The organism is Pseudomonas sp. 2822-17 (genome assembly GCF_002742485.1).
GTDB lineage: Bacteria > Pseudomonadota > Gammaproteobacteria > Pseudomonadales > Pseudomonadaceae > Aquipseudomonas > Aquipseudomonas cyclaminis.
Map to the genome: position 1 here is coordinate 16619 of NZ_LJRZ01000319.1, position 21907 is coordinate 38525.

16 protein-coding genes and 1 pseudogene are annotated in these 21907 nt (G+C 62.0%); 8 read left to right on the forward strand and 9 right to left on the reverse strand.

Features of this window, described 5'->3' with window-relative positions; translation table 11 throughout:
- Nucleotides 1-70 precede the first annotated feature (70 nt).
- The 4 genes from AOA60_RS07655 to AOA60_RS07670 all read left to right on the forward strand — a co-directional run bounded on the left by AOA60_RS07655 (nt 71) and on the right by AOA60_RS07670 (nt 6980).
- The gene (locus tag AOA60_RS07655; RefSeq protein WP_099583908.1) at nt 71-1360 is read left to right on the forward strand and encodes an MFS transporter; all 1290 of its coding nucleotides are present in this window, start codon (nt 71-73) and stop codon (nt 1358-1360) included.
- A gap of 121 nt (nt 1361-1481) precedes the next feature.
- Nucleotides 1482-2702, forward strand: a complete 1221-nt coding sequence (locus AOA60_RS07660; RefSeq protein ID WP_099583909.1) for a TolC family protein — start codon at nt 1482-1484, stop codon at nt 2700-2702.
- 18 nt (nt 2703-2720) lie between these two features.
- Nucleotides 2721-3827 carry an efflux RND transporter periplasmic adaptor subunit gene (locus AOA60_RS07665; RefSeq protein WP_099583910.1) on the forward strand — a complete coding sequence of 369 codons (1107 nt, stop codon included), beginning with the start codon at nt 2721-2723 and terminating at the stop codon, nt 3825-3827.
- 18 nt (nt 3828-3845) lie between these two features.
- Nucleotides 3846-6980, forward strand: coding sequence for a CusA/CzcA family heavy metal efflux RND transporter (locus tag AOA60_RS07670; RefSeq protein ID WP_099583911.1), 3135 nt, complete (start codon nt 3846-3848; stop codon nt 6978-6980).
- A 66-nt stretch (nt 6981-7046) separates the two neighbouring features.
- Here the strand turns inward: AOA60_RS07670 and AOA60_RS07675 are convergent, their stop codons facing one another.
- The 3 genes from AOA60_RS07675 to AOA60_RS07685 all read right to left on the reverse strand — a co-directional run bounded on the left by AOA60_RS07675 (nt 7047) and on the right by AOA60_RS07685 (nt 10763).
- A complete protein-coding gene (locus AOA60_RS07675) occupies nt 7047-8432 on the reverse strand; it encodes a heavy metal sensor histidine kinase (RefSeq protein WP_099583912.1) in 1386 nt (461 codons plus the stop codon).
- Nucleotides 8429-9103 (reverse strand): heavy metal response regulator transcription factor, encoded by a 675-nt coding sequence (locus AOA60_RS07680; RefSeq protein ID WP_099583913.1) that lies wholly within the window; start codon nt 9101-9103, stop codon nt 8429-8431. Before AOA60_RS07680 ends, AOA60_RS07675 begins: the two co-directional genes overlap by 4 nt.
- Nucleotides 9104-9443: 340 nt before the next feature.
- Nucleotides 9444-10763: an OprD family porin gene (locus AOA60_RS07685; RefSeq protein ID WP_099583992.1), complete on the reverse strand. Its 1320-nt coding sequence runs from the start codon at nt 10761-10763 to the stop codon at nt 9444-9446.
- A gap of 225 nt (nt 10764-10988) precedes the next feature.
- Here AOA60_RS07685 and AOA60_RS07690 point away from each other — a divergent pair, with 225 nt between their 5' ends.
- Together AOA60_RS07690 and AOA60_RS07695 are read left to right on the forward strand one after the other, a co-directional pair.
- A complete protein-coding gene (locus AOA60_RS07690) occupies nt 10989-11321 on the forward strand; it encodes a DUF2790 domain-containing protein (RefSeq protein WP_099583914.1) in 333 nt (110 codons plus the stop codon).
- Nucleotides 11322-11427: 106 nt separating this feature from the next.
- Complete coding sequence (locus tag AOA60_RS07695; protein ID WP_099583915.1) at nt 11428-12744, forward strand: methyl-accepting chemotaxis protein; 1317 nt, start codon at nt 11428-11430, stop codon at nt 12742-12744.
- Nucleotides 12745-12810: 66 nt separating this feature from the next.
- Here the strand turns inward: AOA60_RS07695 and AOA60_RS07700 are convergent, their stop codons facing one another.
- Nucleotides 12811-13620 carry an AraC family transcriptional regulator gene (locus tag AOA60_RS07700; protein WP_099583916.1) on the reverse strand — a complete coding sequence of 270 codons (810 nt, stop codon included), beginning with the start codon at nt 13618-13620 and terminating at the stop codon, nt 12811-12813.
- A gap of 95 nt (nt 13621-13715) precedes the next feature.
- Here AOA60_RS07700 and AOA60_RS07705 point away from each other — a divergent pair.
- Nucleotides 13716-13889 (forward strand): annotated as a pseudogene (locus AOA60_RS07705) (lysine transporter LysE); the annotation flags it as partial.
- 44 nt (nt 13890-13933) lie between these two features.
- Entirely contained in the window at nt 13934-15028 is a 1095-nt protein-coding gene (gene ddlA, locus AOA60_RS07710) for a D-alanine--D-alanine ligase (RefSeq protein ID WP_099583917.1), read from the forward strand.
- Nucleotides 15029-15065: 37 nt separating this feature from the next.
- Here ddlA and ggt read toward each other — a convergent pair whose 3' ends face one another.
- From ggt to AOA60_RS07735, 5 genes are all read right to left on the reverse strand, one after another.
- On the reverse strand, nt 15066-16895 hold the full coding sequence (gene ggt / locus AOA60_RS07715; RefSeq protein ID WP_099583918.1) for a gamma-glutamyltransferase: 1830 nt from the start codon (nt 16893-16895) through the stop codon (nt 15066-15068).
- A gap of 35 nt (nt 16896-16930) precedes the next feature.
- The gene (locus tag AOA60_RS07720; RefSeq protein WP_099583919.1) at nt 16931-17710 is read right to left on the reverse strand and encodes a PhzF family phenazine biosynthesis protein; all 780 of its coding nucleotides are present in this window, start codon (nt 17708-17710) and stop codon (nt 16931-16933) included.
- Between the two features lie 97 nt (nt 17711-17807).
- On the reverse strand, nt 17808-20249 hold the full coding sequence (locus AOA60_RS07725; protein ID WP_099583920.1) for a TonB-dependent siderophore receptor: 2442 nt from the start codon (nt 20247-20249) through the stop codon (nt 17808-17810).
- A gap of 103 nt (nt 20250-20352) precedes the next feature.
- Nucleotides 20353-21309, reverse strand: coding sequence for a FecR domain-containing protein (locus tag AOA60_RS07730; protein ID WP_099583921.1), 957 nt, complete (start codon nt 21307-21309; stop codon nt 20353-20355).
- On the reverse strand, nt 21302-21829 hold the full coding sequence (locus AOA60_RS07735; RefSeq protein ID WP_099583922.1) for an RNA polymerase sigma factor: 528 nt from the start codon (nt 21827-21829) through the stop codon (nt 21302-21304). Before AOA60_RS07735 ends, AOA60_RS07730 begins: the two co-directional genes overlap by 8 nt.
- Nucleotides 21830-21907: the final 78 nt, after the last annotated feature.

The following is a 21907-nucleotide window of genomic DNA, read 5'->3' on the forward strand; positions in this document are numbered from 1 at the left end:
TGCGGCGATTGCCATCAACCGGCTCAGCTCATAACCTGCACGCCATTTTGTTTGTCTGCCGAGCCTCAACATGACTGCCACCTTTTCTTCACAGGCGCAGCGTTTTTCCCGCTCCGACTACAAAACCCTGGGCCTGGCCGCCCTGGGCGGTGCCCTGGAAATCTACGATTTCATTATTTTCGTGTTTTTTGCGCTGACCCTCAGCCAACTGTTTTTCCCCCCGGAAATGCCCGAGTGGCTGCGCCTGCTGCAAAGCTTCGGCATCTTCGTCACCGGCTATCTGGCGCGCCCGCTGGGCGGAATCCTGATGGCGCACTTTGCCGACCACCTGGGGCGCAAGCGTGTGTTCAGCCTCAGCATCCTGATGATGGCGTTGCCGTGCCTGCTGATCGGGATCATGCCGACCTATGCGCAAATCGGTTATTTCGCTCCGCTGATCCTGCTCGCGCTGCGCGTGCTGCAAGGTGCGGCGGTGGGCGGCGAAGTGCCGAGCGCCTGGACCTTCGTCGCCGAGCACGCACCGCGCAATCACCGTGGCTACGCGCTGGGCTTTCTGCAGGCCGGTCTGACCTTCGGCTACCTGCTCGGCGCCTTGACCGCCACGCTGCTGGCGCAAGTTTTCACCCCGGCCGAAATCCTGGATTACGCCTGGCGTTTTCCGTTTCTGCTCGGCGGTGTGTTCGGCGTGATCGGCGTATGGCTGCGTCGCTGGCTCAGCGAAACCCCGGTGTTCCTCGAAATGCAGGCCCGCCGCCAGGCCGCCGCTGAACTGCCGCTGCGTACCGTACTGCGTGACCACCGCGCCGTCTTGTTGCCGGCGATGATCCTCACCTGCGTGCTCACCTCCGCCGTGGTGGTCCTGGTGGTCATCACCCCGACCATGATGCAAAAAACCTTCGGCATGAACCCCAGTCACACCTTCGCCCTGAGCGCCTTGGGCATCGTGTTCCTGAACATCGGCTGCGTCCTCGCCGGCCTGCTGGTGGACCGCATCGGCGCCTGGCGCGCGGTGCTGGTCTACAGCCTGTTGCTGCCCATGGGCATCGCGTTGCTGTACGCCAGCCTGATCAATGGCGGCGTGTGGCTGGGCGCGGCGTACGCCGTGGCGGGCTTGAGCTGCGGCGTGGTGGGCGCGGTGCCGTCGGTGATGGTCGGGCTGTTTCCGGCCCAGGTGCGGGTGTCGGGGATTTCCTTTACCTACAACATTGCCTACGCGCTGTGGGCGAGCACCACGCCGCTGATGCTGATCGCGCTGATGCCTACCAGCCCGTGGATCTGCGTGGGGTATTGCGTGGTGATGGGGGCGGTGGGCGTGACGAGTGTGGCGCTGTTTGGCAAGCGCCACACATTGGCTGCCTGAGGGCCCGCTCGGAAGTGCCAGAGCCCTTGCTGTCGATTTTGTAATCTTTGCTCCACCGCCCTGATAAGTCGCGAGCGCTACATTGCCTGCGCTTGGACCTCATGGCCGTGGAACTCTTGTTATGGCAATTTCCGTTAAAAAACTGGTCGGGGCGACGCTGCTGTGGGCGGCCGCCAACGCCGCCCTGGCGCAACCCCTGACCCTCGATTCCGCCCTGCAAACCGCCTTCGCCAACAACCCGGACCTGGCCGCCGCGCAATGGGAAATCGACATCGCTGCGGGCGGTCGCCAACAGGCTGGGTTGATCCCCAATCCGGTCGTGTCCTGGGACGCCGAAGATACTCGCCGCGACTCTCGCACCACCACCGTCAAACTCAGCCAAGCCCTGGAGCTGGGCGGTAAGCGTGGGGCGCGCATCGATGTCGCCAGCCGCGCCCAGGACGCCGCCGCGCTGACCCTGGAACAGCGCCGCAACACCCTGCGCACCGAGGTGATCGACAGCTATTACGCGGCCCTTCGCGCCCAGGAACGCCTCGACTTGGCGCAACGTTCACTGGCCCTGGCTGAACGCGGTCTGGTGGTCGCCAACGGCCGCGTCAGCGCCGGCAAGACATCACCGGTGGAAGCCACCCGTGCCCAGGTGCAGTTGTCGCAAATCCGCCTGGAACTCAACCGCGCACAGATCGGCCTCACTGACGCGTATCGCCGGCTGGCCGCCAGCACTGGTAACGCCGCCGCCGACTTTGACGCTGTGGCCACGCCAAGCCAATCCACACCGGCCCTGCCGCCAGCCGCACAGTTGCTGGCACGCCTTGAGCAGACCGCTGAGCTGCGTCTGGCCGAACTGCACATTCAGCAAAGCGAGGCCAGTGTGAGCCTGGAAAAAACCCAGCGCATTCCCGACCTCGATGTGTCCATCGGCAGCCAATACGACGCCAGTGTGCGCGAGCGCGTGAACCTGGTGGGCGTGTCGATGCCGCTCCCGCTGTTCAACCGCAACCAGGGCAACGTGCTCGCCGCCACCCGCCGTGCCGACCAGGCCCGTGACATGCGCAATGCCGCTGAGCTGCGCCTGCGCACCGAAACCCGCCAGGCCCTTGACCTGTGGCAAGCCGCTAATACGGAGGTGCGCGCGCTCAACCAGCAGATCCTGCCCGCCGCTCAAAGTGCGGTGGATGCCGCCACCCGTGGCTTCGAGATGGGCAAGTTCAACTTCCTCGACGTACTCGACGCCCAGCGCACCCTGATCGCGGCGCGCACCCAATACCTCACGGCCACGGCCCAGGCCACCGACGCCTGGCTGCGCATCGAACGGATTTACGGCGACCTCGCCCGCTTCTGATTTTTCCTGGAGTCCCCTATGAATAGAAAACACGGCGTGGCGCTTGCCGTCGCCTTGGGCCTGATGCTGTCCAGCCTGGCCAATGCCGAGGAAGAAGAAGGCGCGCTCGAACTCACCGTGCAGCAAATCGAGGCCGCCGGCATTCAACTCGTCCAGGCCCAACCCCGGCCCATCAGCACCTTGCTGACGCTGCCGGGAGAGGTGCGTTTTGACGAAGATCGCACCTCCCACATCGTCCCGCGTGCAGCCGGGGTAGTTGAGTCGGTGAAGGTCAATCTCGGTCAGACGGTGAAGAAGGGCGAGCTGCTGGCGGTAATTGCCAGCCAGCAGATTTCCGATCAGCGCAGCGAGTTGGCCGCCAGCGAGCGCCGGGTCGAACTGGCGCGCACCACCTTCCAGCGCGAACGCCAGTTATGGCAGGACAAGATCTCCGCCGAGCAGGATTACCTGCTGGCGCGCCAGGCCCTGCAAGAGGCCGAAATCGCCCTCGACAATGCCCGCCAGAAGATGACCGCCCTGAGTGGCAGTGCCGTATTGGTCGGCGGCAATCGCTACGAACTGCGTGCGCCATTCGCCGGTGTCGTGGTGGAAAAGCACCTGGGGGTTGGCGAGGTCGTCAGCGAAACCACTAACGCCTTCACCCTCTCGGACCTGTCCCAGGTGTGGGTCACCTTCGGCGTATTCCCCAAGGACTTGAACAAGGTACGCATCGGCAAACCGGTGACCGTCAGCTCCACGGAACTGGGCACCGACGTGCGCGGCACCGTGGCCTACGTCGGCAGCCTGCTCGGCGAACAGACGCGCACCGCCACCGTGCGCGTGAGCGTGCCCAACCCGGACGACGCCTGGCGCCCAGGGTTGTTTGTCACCGTGCAACTGGCCACGGACACCGCCCAGGCCCAGGTCACCATCCCTCAGGAAGCGATCCAGACGGTCGAGGACAAGCCCTCGGTATTCGTGCGCACGCCAGGCGGTTTTATCACCCGCCACCTTGAGCTGGGCGTCAGTGAGAACGGCTACGTCGAAGTGCGCCAGGGGCTGGCCGCCGGCGAGCAAGTGGCCACGGTCGGCAGCTTCATCCTCAAGTCCGAACTGGGCAAAGGCTCGGCCGAGCACGCCCATTGATCCTGCGAGTGATTCCCCATGTTTGAGCGCCTTATCCAATTCGCCATCGAGCAGCGCATCATCGTGCTGCTGGCGGTGCTGTTGATGGCCGGTGTCGGCATCGCCAGCTATCAGAAATTGCCCATCGACGCAGTGCCCGACATCACCAACGTACAGGTGCAGATCAACTCCGCAGCGGCCGGGTTTTCGCCGTTGGAAACCGAACAACGCATCACCTTTCCCATTGAAACGGCCATGGCCGGGTTGCCGGGCTTGCAGCAGACGCGTTCGCTGTCGCGCTCCGGGTTGTCCCAGGTCACGGTGATTTTCAAGGACGGCACCGACCTGTTCTTTGCCCGGCAACTGGTCAATGAGCGCCTGCAAGTGGCCCGCGAGCAATTGCCCAGTGGCATCGAAACGGCGATGGGGCCGATCTCCACCGGGCTCGGGGAAATTTTCCTGTGGACCGTGGAAGCCAACGACGGTGCGCTCAAGGATGACGGCACGCCTTACACGCCGACAGACTTGCGCGTGATTCAGGACTGGATCATCAAGCCGCAACTGCGCAACGTGCCGGGCGTGGCCGAGATCAACACCATTGGCGGCTTTGCCAAGGAATACCAGATCGCCCCTGATCCCAAGCGCCTGGCGGCCTACAACCTGACCTTGAGCGATCTGGTCACCGCGCTGGAACGCAACAACGCCAACGTCGGCGCCGGTTATGTCGAGCGCAGTGGCGAGCAATTGCTGATCCGCGCACCGGGGCAATTGGCGTCCATCGATGACATCGCCAACATCGTCATCACCTCTGCGGACGGCACGCCAATTCGTGTGCGCAACGTGGCCCAGGTCGACATCGGTCGCGAGCTGCGCACCGGCGCCGCTACGGAAAACGGCCGTGAAGTGGTACTGGGTACCGTGTTCATGTTGATCGGTGAAAACAGCCGCAGCGTGTCCCAGGCCGTGGCGAAAAAACTTGAAGAGATCAACCGTTCGCTGCCCCAGGGCGTGGTGGCCGTCACCGTTTACGACCGCACCAACCTGGTCGAAAAAGCCATCGCCACCGTCAAGAAAAACCTTTTTGAAGGCGCGCTGTTGGTGGTCGCGGTGCTGTTTCTGTTCCTGGGCAATATCCGCGCGGCGTTGATCACCGCAATGGTGATTCCCCTGGCGATGCTGTTCACCTTCACCGGCATGTTCACCCACAAAGTCAGCGCCAACCTGATGAGCCTCGGCGCGCTGGATTTCGGCATCATCGTCGACGGCGCGGTGGTGATCGTCGAGAACGCCATCCGCCGCCTGGCCCATGCGCAACAGCGCCATGGCCGTCTGTTGACTCGCAGCGAGCGCCTGCACGAAGTGTTTGCCGCCGCCAAGGAAGCACGGCGTGCGCTGATCTTCGGGCAGTTGATCATCATGGTCGTCTACCTGCCGATCTTCGCCCTCACCGGTGTGGCCGGGAAGATGTTCCACCCCATGGCCTTCACCGTGGTGATCGCCTTGCTCGGCGCGATGATTCTGTCGGTGACCTTCGTACCGGCGGCGATTGCGCTGTTTGTTACCGGCAAGGTCAAGGAAGAGGAGAACCTGGTGATGCGCAGCGCACGCCGGGTGTACGCGCCGGTGCTGGATTGGGTGATGACGCGACGTGCGCTGGTGTTCGGTCTGGCACTGTTGAGCATCGTCGCTTCGGGCGTGGTGGCCAGCCGCATGGGCAGTGAATTCATCCCCAGCCTCAGCGAAGGCGACTTCGCCCAACAGGCCCTGCGCGTGCCTGGCACCAGCCTCTCGCAATCGGTGCAGATGCAGCAGCAGCTTGAGAAGGTGTTGATGGCCCAGGTGCCGGAAATCGAGCGAGTATTTGCCCGCACCGGCACCGCAGAAATTGCCTCCGACCCGATGCCGCCGAATATTTCCGACAGCTACGTGATGCTCAAGCCGAAGGACCAATGGCCCGATCCGAAAAAGTCCCGCGAGGCGCTGATCGCCGATATCCAGCGCGCCAGTGCGATCGTGCCGGGCAGTGCGTATGAGCTGTCGCAGCCGATCCAACTGCGCTTCAACGAGCTGATTTCCGGGGTGCGCAGTGACGTGGCGGTGAAGGTGTTTGGCGATGACATGGCGGTGCTGAACAGGACCGCCGGGGAAATCGCCGAGACCTTGCAGAAGCTCGATGGCGCCTCAGAAGTGAAGGTGGAACAGACCGCCGGTTTGCCGGTGCTGACCATCAATATCGACCGCGACAAGGCGGCGCGTTTTGGCCTGAATGTCGGCGATGTGCAGGACACCCTCGCGGTGGCCGTCGGTGGGCGCCAGGCCGGTACGTTGTATGAAGGCGACCGCCGTTTCGACATGGTCGTGCGTTTGTCCGACGCGCTGCGCACCGATATCGACGGCCTGTCACGGTTGCTGATTCCGGTGCCGGCGCAGGCCTCCGGGCAATTGGGTTTTATTGCCTTGTCCCAGGTTGCCAGCCTGGACCTGGTGCTCGGCCCGAACCAGATCAGCCGCGAGAACGGCAAGCGCCTGGTGATCGTCAGCGCCAACGTGCGCGGGCGCGATATTGGCTCGTTCGTGGCAGAGGCCGAAGCGGCGATCACCGGCCAAGTGAAAGTACCGGCGGGCTACTGGACGTCCTGGGGCGGCCAGTTCGAACAGCTCAAGGAAGCCTCCGAGCGCTTGCGCATCGTGGTGCCGGTGGCGCTGCTGCTGGTGTTCGGCTTGCTGTTCATGATGTTCAACAACCTCAAGGATGGGCTGTTGGTGTTTACTGGGATTCCGTTCGCGTTGACTGGTGGGATCATGGCCTTGTGGCTCAGGGATATTCCGCTGTCGATCTCGGCGGGAGTGGGCTTTATCGCGTTGTCCGGTGTGGCGGTGCTCAACGGTCTGGTGATGATTGCCTTCATCCGCAACCTGCGCGAGGAAGGGCGTTCGTTGTCGGTGGCGACCACCGAGGGTGCGCTGACCCGACTGCGCCCCGTGTTGATGACCGCGCTGGTAGCGTCCCTCGGGTTTATCCCCATGGCGTTGGCCACCGGCACCGGGGCTGAGGTGCAAAGGCCGCTGGCAACCGTGGTGATCGGCGGGATTATCTCCTCGACGTTGCTGACCTTGCTGGTGTTGCCGGCGTTGTACCAGTGGGCGCATCGCAAGGAAGAGGGCACGGCTTAAGGTGCTCAAGGTGCTTAAGGCGCTTAGGGTGTATTTTTTTTGTGGTGAGCGGGCTCACCACAACTGTCAGGGAAGCGGAAACACCAGGCTGAACCGTGTAAAAACGCCGGGCTGGCTGCTGACGTCGGCGTGGCCCTGATGCAAATGCATGATCGATTGCACGATGGCCAGCCCCAGGCCCGTGCCGCCTTCGGCGCGGGTGCGGCTGCTGTCGGCGCGGTAGAAGCGTTCGAACAGGTGCGGCAAATGGTGCGCTTCGATGCCGCGACCGGGGTTGCCCACCGACAGCGCGACGCTCTGGTCGTAGGTTTCCACCAGCAGCAACACACTGGCGCCGCTCGGTGTATGCCGAATCGCGTTGGACAGCAGGTTGGAGATGGCGCGCTGGATCATCAGGCGATCCCCGGTCACCCAGGCGTCGCCGCGCAGGCTCAGGGTTACTTGCTTGTCCTCGGCACTCAGGGCGAACAGTTCAATCACCCGCTGCGCTTCGTCACCCAGCGATACTGCCCCAAACTCGGCGCGTGCCGCCGGGTGGCTGACCTGGGCCAGAAACAGCATGTCGGAAACGATGCGCGACAGGCGTTCCATTTCCTCGGTGCAGGACTCCAGCCCGGCCTTGTAGTCTGCCGAAGGCCGCTCGCGAGACAGCGTCACCTGGGCCTTGCCCATCAGGTTGGTCAACGGCGCGCGCAGTTCGTGGGCCAGGTCGTCGGAGAATTGCGACAGCTGCTGTACGCCGGCATCCAGGCGATTGAGCATCACGTTGAAACCCTGGGCCAACTCGCCCAGTTCCTTGGGCAGGTTATCCACGGACAAGCGATGGGTCAGGTCCTGAGTGGTGACCTGGGCGGCCACATGGCTGAACTGCTTCAACGGTGCCAAGCCGCGCTGCACCAGCCACCAGGCGCCCATGCCGATCAGGATCAACAGCAACGGCACGGCGATCACGGTGGAGCGCAGGTAGGCGCTGAGCAACGCTTCATCGTCGGAGCGGTCCAGCGACAGCAATACACGCACATAGTCGCCACCGCGCAGCGGCATCACGTGGGTGGCGGTGAGGATGCGATTGTCGCGGCCGTCTACCCAATTCACGTAGGCCAGGTTTTTGCCGGCGGGTGCGTCGAGCAACAACGGCTGCTGGGGTTTGGCCCCGACGCTGAGCAGCACCGGCGCGTCAGGCTGGGTGCCGGTGATGGTCAGGTAAATATTGTCGTGGCCCATCACCAGGTCCAGCAACGAATGGGGGCGGGCGGCGATGTCGTGGGGTTTGAGGTCCTGGCGCAGGCTGTGTTCCAACTGCTCCATTTTGTTTTCCAGGCCCTTGCGCGCGAGGTTTTCCAGCTCGTGGGTCAGGGCCAGGTAGGCGAGGGTCGCGAGCAGCACCACCAGCCCTGCGCCCATCAGGCTGACCGTCAGGCCCAGGCGCATCGACAGGCTGCTGGTCTTCATTGGCGCGCTTCCAGCACATAGCCCACGCCGCGAATGGTGTGGATCAGCTTGACCTCGCTCTGGTCATCGACCTTGCCGCGCAGGCGGCTGATGGAGACTTCCACCACGTTGGTGTCGCAATCGAAGTTCATGTCCCACACCAGGGAAATGATCTGCGTGCGCGTCATCACTTCGCCGGTCTGGCGCATCAACACATGCAACAGGGCGAACTCCTTGGTGGTCAGGTCGATGCGTCGGTTGCCGCGATAGGCACGATGCCGACGCGGGTCCAACTCCAAGTCCGAGACGCGCAGCACGTCCGGCAGCGGGATATGTTCACTGCGCCGCAGCAAGGTGCGCACGCGGGCGAGCAACTCGGGAAATTCGAAGGGTTTGACCAGGTAGTCGTCGGCGCCCATGTCCAGGCCCTTGATCTTGTCGGCCAGGCGTCCGCGCGCGGTCAGCATCATCACGCGCTGGTTGCCCTCGCGGCGCAGTTGCTCCAGCACGTCCCAGCCATCGGTGTTGGGCAGGTTGACGTCGAGGATCACCAGTTCATAAGTGTTCTGCCTGGCCAGGTGCAGACCGTCGATGCCGCTGGCGGCGCAGTCGACGACGTAACCGCTTTCGGTCAGGCCTTGCTGCAAGTAATCGGCGGTTTTCTGCTCGTCCTCAACCACAAGGATACGCATGGGGATTTACCTTCAAGGAAACGAAAGGAGATGGCCTCATAGAAGCGCTGAGGGGTCTGTAGGAAAACTCTGAAGCCTGAAGTAGCTTTAGGGTCAAGGCAGGTCAGGCCGCTGCGACGATTCGTCGCTGGATGCGCGCACAAAAAAAACGCCCCAAACGGGGCGTAAAAAATCATCTCTGTTCCAAAGGAGCTACACAAAAGCTGCAGAGATGAAGTGTGCTCGATGTGCAGTATAAAAAGTGCAACTTAACGAGAAGGTGAGGCCGATATTACAGTTCTGACAGACTTCAACTTGTTAAGAGATGTACGGCATTGGCAAGTGAATGTAAGTGGACCACCTAAAGCACGGCCAACGGATACTCGACAATCACGCGAACTTCTTCCAGGTCTGATTCGAATGCACTTGAGCGCACGGTGGCCTGGCGCAGCCTGAGGGATAGATCTTTCAAATTGCCACTTTGCACCACGTATTTGGCTTCGATATCCCGCTCCCAGCGGCGTTGATTGGTAAGCGGGTCGCCGGCCCCGTCGCGGCGCATGTACACCGCGTTGGCGTTGTTGTAATCGGCGCCGGTGCCTTTGGCGTAGCGGGTCATGAACGACAGGCCGGGGATGCCGAAGGCGTGCATGTCCAGGTCATAGCGGACCATCCACGAGCGTTCCTTGGGCGAGTTGAAGTCGCTGTACTGGATCGAGTTGTTGAGGAAGATCGAGTCCGAGTTGCGCAGGTAGTCGAAGTCGTCATCGCCGTTGTTGCGTTGATGGGACACGGCGAGGCTGTGAGCGCCGACCTTCGCGCCGAGCCGGGCACTCCAGATGGTGTTATCGAATTCACCGAGCAGTTTTTTACCTTCGTCCACCGCCTTGTAGACGTTGACGTCGCCGAACAACGAGACGTCGTCGCTCAGCGGGTAACTGGCGGCGCTGCCTGCGTAATACTGGTTCCACGCGTCCTTGAGGCGGCTGCCGTACAGGCTCAGGCTGAGGTGTTTGTTGAGCTGGTAATCGCCGCCGCCATAGGCGATCCAGGGCGAGTCGACGGGGCCTGCGTAAAACGTTGCGAAGCCTTTGTTCATGCCGCTTTGGGTGGGTTGGCTCATGCCGTCCAGGCGCCCGCCCTGCAAGGTCAGGCCGTCCAGGCTGGTGTTCTGCAAGGTCACGCCGCGAAAACTTTCCGGCAATACGCGCGAATCGCCGTAGGCCACTACCGGTGTGAGCGGGAACACGTCGCCGGCCTTGACCACCGTGTCCAGCACGCGCAGTTTCGCCGCGCCGCCGACTTTGCTGTAGCTGTCTTCGGGATGGTTGTTGCTGTCCACGGGCATGACCCCGAATGAGCCTTTGCCGCCGCTGCGACCGGTGCCCGAGTCGAGCTTCACGCCGATCATGGCAAACGCGTCCAGGCCAAACCCCACGGTGCCTTGGGTAAAGCCGGACTCGAATTTACCGATCAACCCCTGGGCCCAGGCCTCGGAATAGCCATTGCCGGTTGGGCTGGACTGGCCCTTGCGGTCGTCCCGATTGAAGTAAAAATTGCGTGCGAGCACATTGATGCTGCTGCCTTCGATAAACCCTTCGGCCTTGTCTTCCACGGCCACAGCGGCCAAGGGCAGCGCGGCGCACAGTGAAAGGGGAAGGCTGTAATAACGGATGTGCATGTTTCGCTCCTCGGTATTGGCAGTGATCAGCTTCTTATGGAGGTGGGCGTTCTTATTGATCTGGCCCGGGCTGATAGTTGCAAACCGTGGATAACGATCAGGTGGCTTGAACATTACAATTCTGGAAACTCACCGGCATCTAACAAATAAGTAATGTTCTGGTGAACCTCGTGACAGGGTGCGCTGGTTAGTCTCGGCACTGAACTTTCAGTCGAGGAATCAACCATGAACTTTTATCGCGTTGGCTTGGGTGTATTGATCGCAACGTTGTCATTGGGGGCGCTGGCCGAAAACGGCGGTGATCGCACCTTTGCCCTGATGATGGAGCGCAATGAAAAGGCCATGGCCGCCTATGCCGAAAAGCAGGGCAAGCCGGCGCCTCAAGTACAGGTGTATCGCTATGGCATGGATCTGGACATTGCCAAGGTGGTTAGTGTCACGCCGCCGATCCGTGCCTGTAACCCGGTGCCGTCGCGCATGACCTATGAAGACTCCAGCGGCGCCCTCAATACACTGGAGTATCAAGTCATGGGCGTGTGTCGAAATAACGGCGGTTAACGGCGTCAAAAAAAACAGTCGGGTATGGCACTGAAGTTCGCTTCAGAAAAGCCCCTCAGGGCCGATGCAGGTCAGATCACTCTCTCCAATTGACCATCGGTGCCTAATGTTCAACACCCGTTTGAAGCAGGAGCTGTCGGCTCTTCGCGAAGAATTGTCCAGCTTGCAGCAGGTCAAAGAGAGCCTGGAAAGCGAAATGTTGTGCCTGACGCTGGACGCCGATGGTCGGGTGGAATGGGCGAATGCCAATTTCCTGCAGGAACTGGCCTACCAGTCGAGCAACATTGTAGGGCGCCCTATTGAAGACTTGGTGCCGGCCCATGTGCGCCGGGATGAATTCCAGCAGCGCTTCAACAATGCCCTGCGCCGTGGCGAACACTTCGCTGGCACCGTGCGGCTGATGCGTGGCAGTGGCCAGGAAGCCTGGCTGCGCTCCATCGTGCAGCCGGTGCGCAGTTCCGATGGACGCATCAAGCATTTCTCGATTTTTTCCAGCGACCTCACGCGCACCATCGAAGCGTCGCGTGAGCATGAAAACCTGATCACCGCGTTGGTACGCTCCACCGCCGTGATCGAGTTCGACCTGGGCGGCCATGTGCTCACCGCGAACTATCGCTTCCTTGCCGGCATGGGGTACAGCCTGGCGCAGATCCAGGGCAAACATCACCGTATGTTCTGTGAGCCGCAGGAATACAACAGCGACGAGTACCAGGCCTTCTGGAAGCGACTGAACAACGGTGAGTTTGTCGCATCGCGTTTCAAACGTGTGGACAGCCGTGGCCAGGTGGTGTGGTTGGAAGCCACCTACAACCCGGTGCTGGACGCCAACGAGCGGCTGTACAAAGTGGTCAAGTTCGCCACGGTGATCACCGATCAGGTCAACCGTGAACAGACGGTGGCCGACGCCGCGAACATCGCGTACAGCACGTCCTTGCAAACCGACAGCAGCGCCCAGCGCGGCACCACGGTGGTGACTCAGGCGGTCGAGGTGATGCGCGACCTGGCCACGCACATGCAACAGGCGGGCGAAGGTATCGAGGCGCTGAATGCGCAATCCCAAGTCATCGGCACCATCGTCAAGACCATCAGTGGCATCGCTGAACAGACCAACTTGCTGGCGCTTAACGCGGCCATCGAGGCGGCGCGTGCCGGCGAGCAGGGCCGCGGTTTTGCGGTGGTGGCTGATGAGGTGCGCCAACTGGCGTCACGTACCAGCAAAGCCACCGAAGAAATTGTCGGCGTGGTGCGTCAGAACCAGGACATGGCCCGCGACGCGGTGGCGCTGATGACCGACGGCCGCCTGCAAGCCGAGCAAGGCCTGGCTCTGGCGGCGGAGGCAGGTACGGTGATCGTGGAAATCCAGGACGGCGCCCAGAAGGTGGTCAGCGCCGTAGGGCAATTCGCAAACCAGCTATCGACCTGACCCGTAGGGCTGATGCTGAGGTGTCGTAGGTTTTTTCGTTTGAAGAGCCGATCTCAAGTCGCTGACTCAGCGCCCCAGCATCTTCACCCAGCGCGACGGCGGCATGCCGTAGGTGCTGCGAAACTGCCGGGTCATGTGACTCTGGTCGGTGAATCCGGCGGTCAAGGCTGCATCGACCAATGAACGCCCTTGGGCCAGCAGGCTGCGCACCAGATCCAGGCGGCGCATGGTCAGGTAGCGATAGGGGCTGGTGCCGAACAGCACACGAAAATCCCGCGACAACGCCCAGCGGTCACGGCCGGCGTGGTCGGCCATTTCATCCAGGGTGATGCTGCGGCCCAGGGCGCTGTGGATAAATTCCCGGGCGCGTTCGGCGGCCACGTAATCGAAGGTCTTGCGGCTGATGATGGCCCCGGCGGCAGTGCTGAGCGCGTGGGCCAGGTCGAACATCGCGTCCTGCTCCTGCAGTGGATCAATCGGGTGATCGAGGTTCTGCAGCAGTACTTCGCTGGCGCGGAACAGCCTGGGGTCGGTGGATAAACCACTGGGGATAAACGGCAGCGGCTTGCCGCCGAGAATCTGCTGGATCAGCGACGGCTCCACGTAAATCATCCGGTACTTGAAGCCCTCGTCGCTGCCGGCGTGGCCGTCGTGGGTCTCATCGGGATGGAGCACCATGGTCGTGCCGGGCAGGCTGTGGATCATGTCGCCGCGATAGTGAAAGCTCTGCACCCCGGACAAGGTACGCCCGATGGCGTAGGTGTCATGGCGATGGGGATCGAACGCAAAGCCCGCAAAGTACGCCTCGATACGGTCCAGGCCGCTGGCGTGCGGGGCGCGGTGCAGCCAGTCGAAGGTGGGGGTCGGTTTGCCCATGGTGGCTTGTCACAAAAAGAGAGGGAATTACGTTAACCCAGTCTGCATCGCCTGTCTGCCGGGGTCTTGTACGATTGTGCGGGCGGTGGGGGCGGCCTATGCTGGTGACCCTCATGGCTACCCTGTCGTTCAGTTGGTATTCCTGCGTGGCGCTGGTGTTTTCCAGTGCGCATATGGCCAGTCTCTACAGTCGCTCACGCAAATGGCTCGATCGTTTTGCCGGCGGTTGCTACGTGTTGTTCGGCGCAGATCTTGTAGCAAATCGCTGACGGCCCGTGGTAAGAAGCCTGACGTTTATTTGTGAGGTCGGGTCATGAGCAAGCTGCGGGTCGGTATTATTTTTGGGGGCCGTTCGGCTGAACACGAAGTGTCATTGCAGTCGGCGCGCAATATCGTCGACGCGCTGGACCGTTCGCGCTTCGAGCCCGTCCTGATCGGCATCGACAAGGCTGGCCATTGGCACCTCAACGACACCTCGAACTTCCTGATCAACCAGGAAAACCCGGCGCTCATCGCCCTCAACCAATCCAACCGCGAACTGGCGGTGGTGCCCGGCAAAGCCAGCCAGCAAGTGGTGGAAACCTCTGGCAACGACCTGCTGGCACACATTGATGTGATCTTTCCCATCGTCCACGGCACCCTTGGCGAAGACGGCTGCCTGCAAGGCCTGCTGCGCATGGCTGACCTGCCTTTCGTCGGCTCCGACGTGCTCGGTTCGGCGGTGTGCATGGACAAGGACATCAGCAAGCGCCTGCTGCGCGACGCGGGCATTGCGGTGACGCCGTTCATTACCCTGACCCGCAGCAACGCTGCGCGTACTTCCTTCGACACTGCGCTGAATAAACTCGGCCTGCCGATGTTCGTCAAACCGGCCAACCAGGGTTCTTCAGTGGGCGTGAGCAAAGTGGCGAATGAAGCCGAGTACCACGCGGCGGTTGAGCTGGCCTTGGGTTTCGATGAAAAAGTGCTGGTCGAATCGGCCGTGCAAGGCCGTGAAATCGAATGTGCCGTGCTCGGCAATGAACACCCCATCGCCAGCGGTTGCGGCGAGATTGTGGTGAGCAGCGGTTTCTATTCCTACGACAGCAAATACATCGACGACCAGGCGGCCCAGGTGGTGGTGCCGGCGGCGATCAGTCCCGAGGCCAGCGAGCGGATCCGCCAATTGGCCATTGAAGCGTTTGAGGTGTTGGGCTGCTCGGGCCTGGCGCGCGTCGACGTGTTTCTTACGCCAGACGGCGAAGTGCTGATCAACGAAATCAACTCACTCCCCGGCTTCACCCGCATCAGCATGTACCCCAAGCTGTGGCAGGCGGCGGGCATGAGCTACAGCGAGTTGGTAAGCCGCTTGATTGAGCTGGCGCTGGAACGGCATGCGGGGCGCAAGGGGCTGAAGATCAGCCGCTGACTTGCCACGCCTCGCCACAGGGGAGGCTGTGTGTTCATCAATCCCCCAGGGCTTCGCCTTCACGCCGAGGATCCGCGCCGCCGCTCAGCGACACCTTGCCCTGAGCATCCCGCGTGCGAACAATCGCCTGCACGCCGCTGGTCATCTCGATCTCGCTCAGCGCATGGCCTTTGTCCTTCAACGCCTGCTTCACGCCAGGGCTGAACAAACCGGCTTCCAACTCGGTAGCGCCGTTGCGGCTGCCGAAGTTGGGCAGGCTGATGGCGGCCTGTGGGTCGAGGTTCCAGTCGAGCATGGCCACCAGGGATTTGCTCACATATTCGATGATTTGTGAGCCGCCCGGTGACCCCACCGTGGCCAGCAGCTCACCGCTCTTGCGGTCGAATACCAGCGTCGGCGCCATGGCCGAACGCGGGCGTTTGCCGGGTTGTACGCGGTTGGCGACGGGCTGGCCGTTTTCTTCGGGGATGAACGAGAAGTCGGTCATCTGGTTGTTGAGCAAAAAGCCCTGAACCATTACATGTGCGCCAAACGCGGCTTCCACGGTGGTGGTCATCGACACGGCGCCGCCCCAGTCATCCACAGCCACCACTTGCGAGGTGGAGATGCGCAGCGGCGAACGGTCCGGCGCGTAAGCCACTTGAATGCCCGCAGGCTGGCCCGGTTTGGCGATGCCCATGCTGCGTTCACTGATCAACGTGGCGCGTTGGGCCAGGTAGTTCGGCGCGACCAGGCCAGCCACCGGCACCGGCGTAAAGTCCGCATCAGCCACATACAGCGCGCGGTCGGCGAAGGCCAGGCGGCCGGCTTCGGCGATCAGGTGCACGGCCTCGGGCATTGGCTCAAGCCCGGCAGGCGAGGCGCTCTTGATCGGTGTCATCGGTGCAATAGCCAGACGCGGATCGCGGGCTTCCAGGGCCTGCAACGTTCCGAGGATCTGCGCGACCGCAATCCCACCTGACGATGGCGGCGGCATGCCACAGATTTTCCAGCGTTTGTAATCGGTGCACAGCGGTTCACGCTCCTTGGCCGCGTAAGCCTTGAGGTCGGTCTGGGACAGGCTGCCCGGGTTGCGATTGCCCTGTACTTTGCGTGCGATCTCATAGGCAATCGGCCCGTGGTACAACGCGTCCGGACCCTCTGTGGCGATGCGCCTGAACACGGCGGCCAGCGCCGGGTTTTTCAGCAGCGTACCCGCGGCTTTGGGCGTGCCATCGGCATTCAGAAAGTAGGCGGCCATCTCTGGCGATTGCGCGATAAAGCGGTCTGCTGCGATCAGGCTGTGCAAGCGTGGTGAAATCGCGAAGCCTTGCTCAGACAAGCGGATCGCCGGTTCAAACAGCTTGGCCCATTGCAGGTGGCCGCTCTTCTTATGGGCCATTTCCAAGGCCCGCAACACACCGGGCGTGCCCACCGAGCGCCCGCCGATCTGCGCGTCGGTGAAGGCCATGGGAGTGCCGTCGGCATTGAGGAACAACCGCTGCGTCGCCCCGGCCGGTGCCGTTTCGCGGCCGTCATAGGCGCGCACCTTTTCCCCATCCCACAGCATGATGAACGCACCGCCGCCGATGCCGGAGGATTGCGGTTCCACCAGGGTCAACACCGCCTGCATGGCGATGGCGGCATCAATCGCCGAACCGCCTTGGCGCAACATCGCGCGGCCGGCTTCGGCGGCCAGCGGGTTGGCGGCGGCGGCCATATGCCGTTGCGCGTGCTGCGTGCTCAGGTCGGTGCGATAGCCCGAGCCCAGCTCCGGTGCCGGTGGTTGTTCGTTGACCGGGGTGTGGCAGGCCACAAGGGCCAGGGCTGCGGCAATAACCGACAACTGACGGCGGGAAATCGAAAACACGTGCTGAACTCCGTTCATTTTGAGAATGATCTGTTGTCCCTGGTTGCTGCCGATTACAGGTAGATCGTGCCTTGCATGTACAACACGGCCTTGCCGGAAATGATCACTCGGTCGCCTTTGAGCGCGCAGCGCAATTGGCCTTTGCGTTTACCGCCTTGTTCCGCCGTCAGTGTTGTTTTCCCCAGGCGTGCAGCCCAGAACGGCGCGAGCGAGGTGTGCGCAGAACCCGTGACCGGGTCTTCATTGACGCCCACGTTCGGCCCGAACCAGCGCGAAATAAAATCGAACTGCGTGCCTTGGGTGGTCACTGCGATCCCGCGTTTAGGCAGGCCCTTGAGCCGTGCGAAATTCGGCGTCAGCGCAGCGACCTGGGCTTCGTTGGCCACCAGCACGATGTAGTCATCGGTGCTGAATACTTCGGCGTGCTCGATCCCCAGGGCACTCAACATGCCGGCTGGCGGCTCACAGAGCTGCGGCGTCTTGGCCGGGAAATCCATCGCCAACTCATCGCCATCGCGTGTCACCCGCAGCTCGCCGCTGCGGGTGGAAAAGCGCAGCACTTCGGGTGCATCGGGCAACTGATTAATCAGCACCCACGCCGCCGCCAGCGTGGCATGGCCACACAGGTCCACCTCGACTTCGGGGGTAAACCAGCGCAACTCGTAGAACCCATCACGGGGCACGAAGTAGGCGGTTTCGGAGAGGTTGTTTTCGGCGGCGATACTTTGCAGTTGATCGTCAGGCAGCCACTCGGTGAGCGGGCACACGGCTGCCGGGTTGCCGCCGAAAGGATGTTGGCTGAAGGCGTCGACTTGGTAGATGTCCAGTTTCACCGTGAAGCACTCCGTGTGGTGGGAGGCTGGACACTAACAGTGGCAAAGCAGGGCGTCAAAAGCGGCCTGCCTTGGGATAGGCCGTGTGGCCAGGTCATCAGAAATCCCAGCGTGTGGTCAGCATGAAGTGACGCGGCGCGCCGTAGATGGCGGAGTTATAGAAACCCACGTTGGTGTAGTAGTGCTTATCGAACACGTTGTTCAGGTTCAGCGTGGTCGACAGGTTTTTGGTGAATTGGTAGCGCGTCATCAAATCCACCACCCAATAGGACTCCTGGGAGAATTCATCGGTAGTGCCCTTGGGGCTGTTGTAGATGTCCTGCCACACCGTGTTCTGCCAGCGCAGGCCACCGCCGACGCTGACTTTGTCCAACTCGCCCTTGAGCTTGTAGATCGTGTACATGCTCACCTGGTCTTCGGGTTCGAAGGTCGAGATTTTTTTGCCGGCATCGTCGCGCACCACTTTGTGAGTGTAGCCACCTTGCAACTGCCAGCCGGGGGCGATTTCGCCGGACAGTTCCAACTCATAGCCCTTGGTCGTCGCGTCGGTGCCCTTGAAGGCAAAGTTGGACGGGGTTGGCGTCTGGTTGTTGTAAGCGTCGTCGGGGAGGGAGCGGTTGCTTTCCTTGACTTCGAAGTACGCCAGGCTGGCGTTCATGCGACCGTCAAGGAACTCGCCCTTGAGGCCCACTTCGTAGTTCTCGCCTTCGTCCGGGTCGATCAGCTTGCGGTCGCGGTCGAGGTTGTAGCTTTCCTGGGGCATGAACACATCGGTGTAGCTGACATAGGCTGACAGGTTTTCCGTGAGGTCATAAATGGCCCCGGCATAGGGAATGAAACGACCGGTTTCACGGTAGGTGTCGGTGCTGCCGGTCAGGGTGTAGTCGACCACGCGACCGCCCAGCAACAGTTTCAGGTCATCGGTGAGGTTCCAGCGGGTGGTGACGTACATGCCGGTCTGGCGGATGGTGTCGTCGATGACTTGCGAGGCCACGCCCCAGTCGGGCTTGGCCAGGTTGCCGTGCCAGTTGAAGTAGTCGACGAGGTTGGCCGTGGGGAAGGTTTCATCCCAGTAGCCCTTGCCCTTCCAATGGGCGGTGCTGATCGAGCCGCCGACCACCAGGTCATGTTCGCGGCCGAGGAAGTTGAACGGGCCGCTGAGGTACAGGTCGGCCGAATCGCTGGTGGTCTCGCCTTTGTAGCGCTGCGCGTTGATGTCTGCAGTACCGTCCGCTGCCGGCTGGTAGAACTGGATCGCGCCCAGCTGGGCATCGTAGCCGTTGAGCTTGTGGTCCAGTTGCAGCTTGGTCACCCAGCCGTCGCCGAGGTCGTGCTCCAGGTTCGCGAACACCGTGCGGGTGTATTGCTGCCAACTGCTCCAGTCGGTGGCATTGCTGAAAGACCGCTTGGCATCGTTGAGCGCACCCGAATAGTTGAACAGCGGGAAACTGCCGGACCAGGTCGAGCCTTTGGGTTTGCTGTCCTGATAGTCCGCGCCGACGGTGAGCAGGGTGTCGGGCGACAGGTCGAATTCAAGGATGCCGTAGAACACCGAGCTTTTGTTCGAGTAACGGTCGATCCACGACTTGCTGTCCTGATAAGCCGCCACGGCACGCCCGCGCACATTGCCGGTTTCGGTCAGCGGGCCGCTGACGTCCACTTCCGTGCGGTAGTTGTCCCATGTGCCGGCTGCCGTGGTGATGTGGCCGAGAAACTCCGCCGTGGGCTTCTTGCGCACCAGGTTGATGGTGCCGCCCAGGGAGCCGGCGCCGCTGAGCAGGCCGGAGGCGCCTTTGAGCACTTCGACGCGGTCATAGATAGCCATGTCGCTCAGGGTGTTGCCCGCCGAATAGGCCACGTTGCGCACGGCCGAGGGGATGCCGTCGTATTGGAAGTTGTTGATCGAGAAACCGCGCGAGTAGTAGTTGCTGCGGTCGGTGTCGTAGGCCGAGACGGTAATGCCGGGCGTGTGGCGCATCACGTCGTCGACGCTGTCGAGGGCGAAGTCGTCCATGTGCTGGCGCGTGACGACGCTGATGGACTGCGGCGTTTCACGGGGTGTGAGCACCAGGCGCGTGGCCGTGGCGATCGTCCCAGGTGTGTAGGAACCGGTCCCTTCGGTGACGGTGCCCAGTTGGTTGCTGATCACCGTGGTGGTGCCCAGTTGCAAGGCTGCGCCGGGCTGTTCGGTGCGGGTTAGCATCACCGCGTTGGGACCGTTTCGCTCGAAGCTCAGCGGCGTACCTTCGAGCAGTTGGGCCAGCGCCTCCAGGGCGGTCATGCGGCCGTTGACACCGGGCGATTCGACACCCTGGGCCAGGTCAGCCGTGTAGGCAATTTGCAGCCCGCTCTGCACACTCAATTGATCCAGGGCATTGACCAGCGACTGGCCGGCGATGGCAAAACTGCGGGTGTCCGCCGCTTCGCGAGTGGCCAGCTGGCCCGCCGGTTCCACGGCAACCGCGTGGCTGCACGCCAGGCAAATGGCGAGCGCCAGGACGCTGCGGGCATGGGTCGGATTGAATGCTGGAAAGTGCATGTGAGCCCCGTTAGAAATAGGAATGATTTGCAAAGGCAAAGTTCTTGACGGGTTGAACCTTCGAAAGCCGTAAAACTTTTTTCGACGGTGTCGGGGCTCTGTGTCAGCGGATAACCAGGATGCCACCGGGCAGGCGCTGGACCTGGGTGGACGTGACTTTACTCAATGCCTTTACGATCGCCACGGGGTCATCCAACTGGTAATTCCCGCTGACGCGCTCACTGGCGGCGGCATCGTTGAATAACAGGATCGGCGCCGGGTAATAGCGCCGGATCTCTTCGAGTACCTGCACCAGTGGCGCGTTCTGGAACGACAGCCGCCCGTTGATCCAGGCCATCTGCCGTTCACTGCCTTCCAGTGACAGCGGTTGCAACTGTCCATCGCGCAACTGTTGCCAGTTGCCCGCGTGCAACAGGCTCTGTTCGCCCTTGCGGTCGGCGAAGCGCACTTGGCCCTGGCGCACGGCGACGGTGACCCCCGAGTTGCGCTGGCTGACGCTCAATTGCGTGCCGACCACGGTCACGCTGGCCTCGGCGGTCTCGATGCTCATGGGGCGGTTGGCATCATGGGCGGCTTCTACGTAGAGCTCGCCGCGCAGCAACTTGATGCGTCGATGCGCGCCGTCGAAGGCGGTGCTGATTGCGCTGTGGCTGCCCAGCACGATGTGCGAGCCGTCTTCGAGGTCAAAGCGTTCCAGCTGCGCAACGTCGGTCATGTGATCGGCTTGCAGGCGCATCGGCACATCGGCCATCCAGCCGATGCCCAGTGCGAGCAACACGGCAGCAGCGGCGGCCGTCAAACGCATCCTGGGAGGCTTGGCGATTAGCGGGGGCGAGGGTGATTCGAGGCCGACGGCGAGGTCTTTCAAGGCCTGTTCGAAGGCGCGGTTTTCCCACATCGTATCCAGTTCCGCATACGCGCTGGCGTGCCGGGGATCGGCCGTGCGCCACTGCTCAAAGCGCTGGCGGGTGATGAGGTTGCGCGCTGTCTCATCGCGCAGCGCGAACCAGTCGGCTGCCTGCTCACGTACGGCATCGGGAATGTCGGGGCGATCAATCATGGTAGGTCGTTTGCTTGACGCAGGCGGTGAGGGCTTGGCGCAGGTCCTTTTCCACCGTGCTCAACGATACCTGCAGGCGCTGGGCGATCTCGCCTTGGGACAGGTCGTGCAGTCGATGTAAAACCAGGATTTGTTGCTGGCGTTTGGGCAAGGTAGCGAGCACCTGTTGAAACTGCCGCAGTTGCTGCTGGCCCTGAGCCTGACTCTCCGGCCCGGGCGCCGTCGTGGGCACTTCGACCACCAGGCTTTCGGCCAAATGGCACTCATAGCGCCTTTTGCTGCGCACACTGCGCAAATGGTCAAAGGCCAGGTACTGCGCGGTTTGATAAAGAAACGGCTTCAAGTGTTCGATGGGGCGGGCGTACAGCGCCTTGGCTACCTTCAGGTAGGTTTCCTGGGCCAGGTCCTCCGCCTGGTTCGAACAGCCGACGACGCGCGACAGCATACGGATTAACGCACTGCGCTGCCCGATAAAAACGGCGCTGAGTTTTTCCTGATCCCCTGGCGTCCCTGTCTCCATGGCCCCGATACCTTACTGCTGCGTTGCGCGAATAGCAGGCATACTAATGAGAAGTCGTCTCATTTGATAGGGCGCTGG

Bases quoted from the DNA above. Each gene is read 5' to 3' on its own strand.
- AOA60_RS07655 (WP_099583908.1), top strand. From the start codon at position 71: ATGACTGCCACCTTTTCTTCACAGGCGCAGCGTTTTTCCCGCTCCGAC.
- AOA60_RS07660 (WP_099583909.1), top strand. From the start codon at position 1,482: ATGGCAATTTCCGTTAAAAAACTGGTCGGGGCGACGCTGCTGTGGGCG.
- AOA60_RS07665 (WP_099583910.1), top strand. From the start codon at position 2,721: ATGAATAGAAAACACGGCGTGGCGCTTGCCGTCGCCTTGGGCCTGATG.
- AOA60_RS07670 (WP_099583911.1), top strand. From the start codon at position 3,846: ATGTTTGAGCGCCTTATCCAATTCGCCATCGAGCAGCGCATCATCGTG.
- AOA60_RS07675 (WP_099583912.1), bottom strand. From the start codon at position 8,432: ATGAAGACCAGCAGCCTGTCGATGCGCCTGGGCCTGACGGTCAGCCTG.
- AOA60_RS07680 (WP_099583913.1), bottom strand. From the start codon at position 9,103: ATGCGTATCCTTGTGGTTGAGGACGAGCAGAAAACCGCCGATTACTTG.
- AOA60_RS07685 (WP_099583992.1), bottom strand. From the start codon at position 10,763: ATGCACATCCGTTATTACAGCCTTCCCCTTTCACTGTGCGCCGCGCTG.
- AOA60_RS07690 (WP_099583914.1), top strand. From the start codon at position 10,989: ATGAACTTTTATCGCGTTGGCTTGGGTGTATTGATCGCAACGTTGTCA.
- AOA60_RS07695 (WP_099583915.1), top strand. From the start codon at position 11,428: ATGTTCAACACCCGTTTGAAGCAGGAGCTGTCGGCTCTTCGCGAAGAA.
- AOA60_RS07700 (WP_099583916.1), bottom strand. From the start codon at position 13,620: ATGGGCAAACCGACCCCCACCTTCGACTGGCTGCACCGCGCCCCGCAC.
- ddlA (WP_099583917.1), top strand. From the start codon at position 13,934: ATGAGCAAGCTGCGGGTCGGTATTATTTTTGGGGGCCGTTCGGCTGAA.
- ggt (WP_099583918.1), bottom strand. From the start codon at position 16,895: ATGAACGGAGTTCAGCACGTGTTTTCGATTTCCCGCCGTCAGTTGTCG.
- AOA60_RS07725 (WP_099583920.1), bottom strand. From the start codon at position 20,249: ATGCACTTTCCAGCATTCAATCCGACCCATGCCCGCAGCGTCCTGGCG.
- AOA60_RS07730 (WP_099583921.1), bottom strand. From the start codon at position 21,309: ATGATTGATCGCCCCGACATTCCCGATGCCGTACGTGAGCAGGCAGCC.
- AOA60_RS07735 (WP_099583922.1), bottom strand. From the start codon at position 21,829: ATGGAGACAGGGACGCCAGGGGATCAGGAAAAACTCAGCGCCGTTTTT.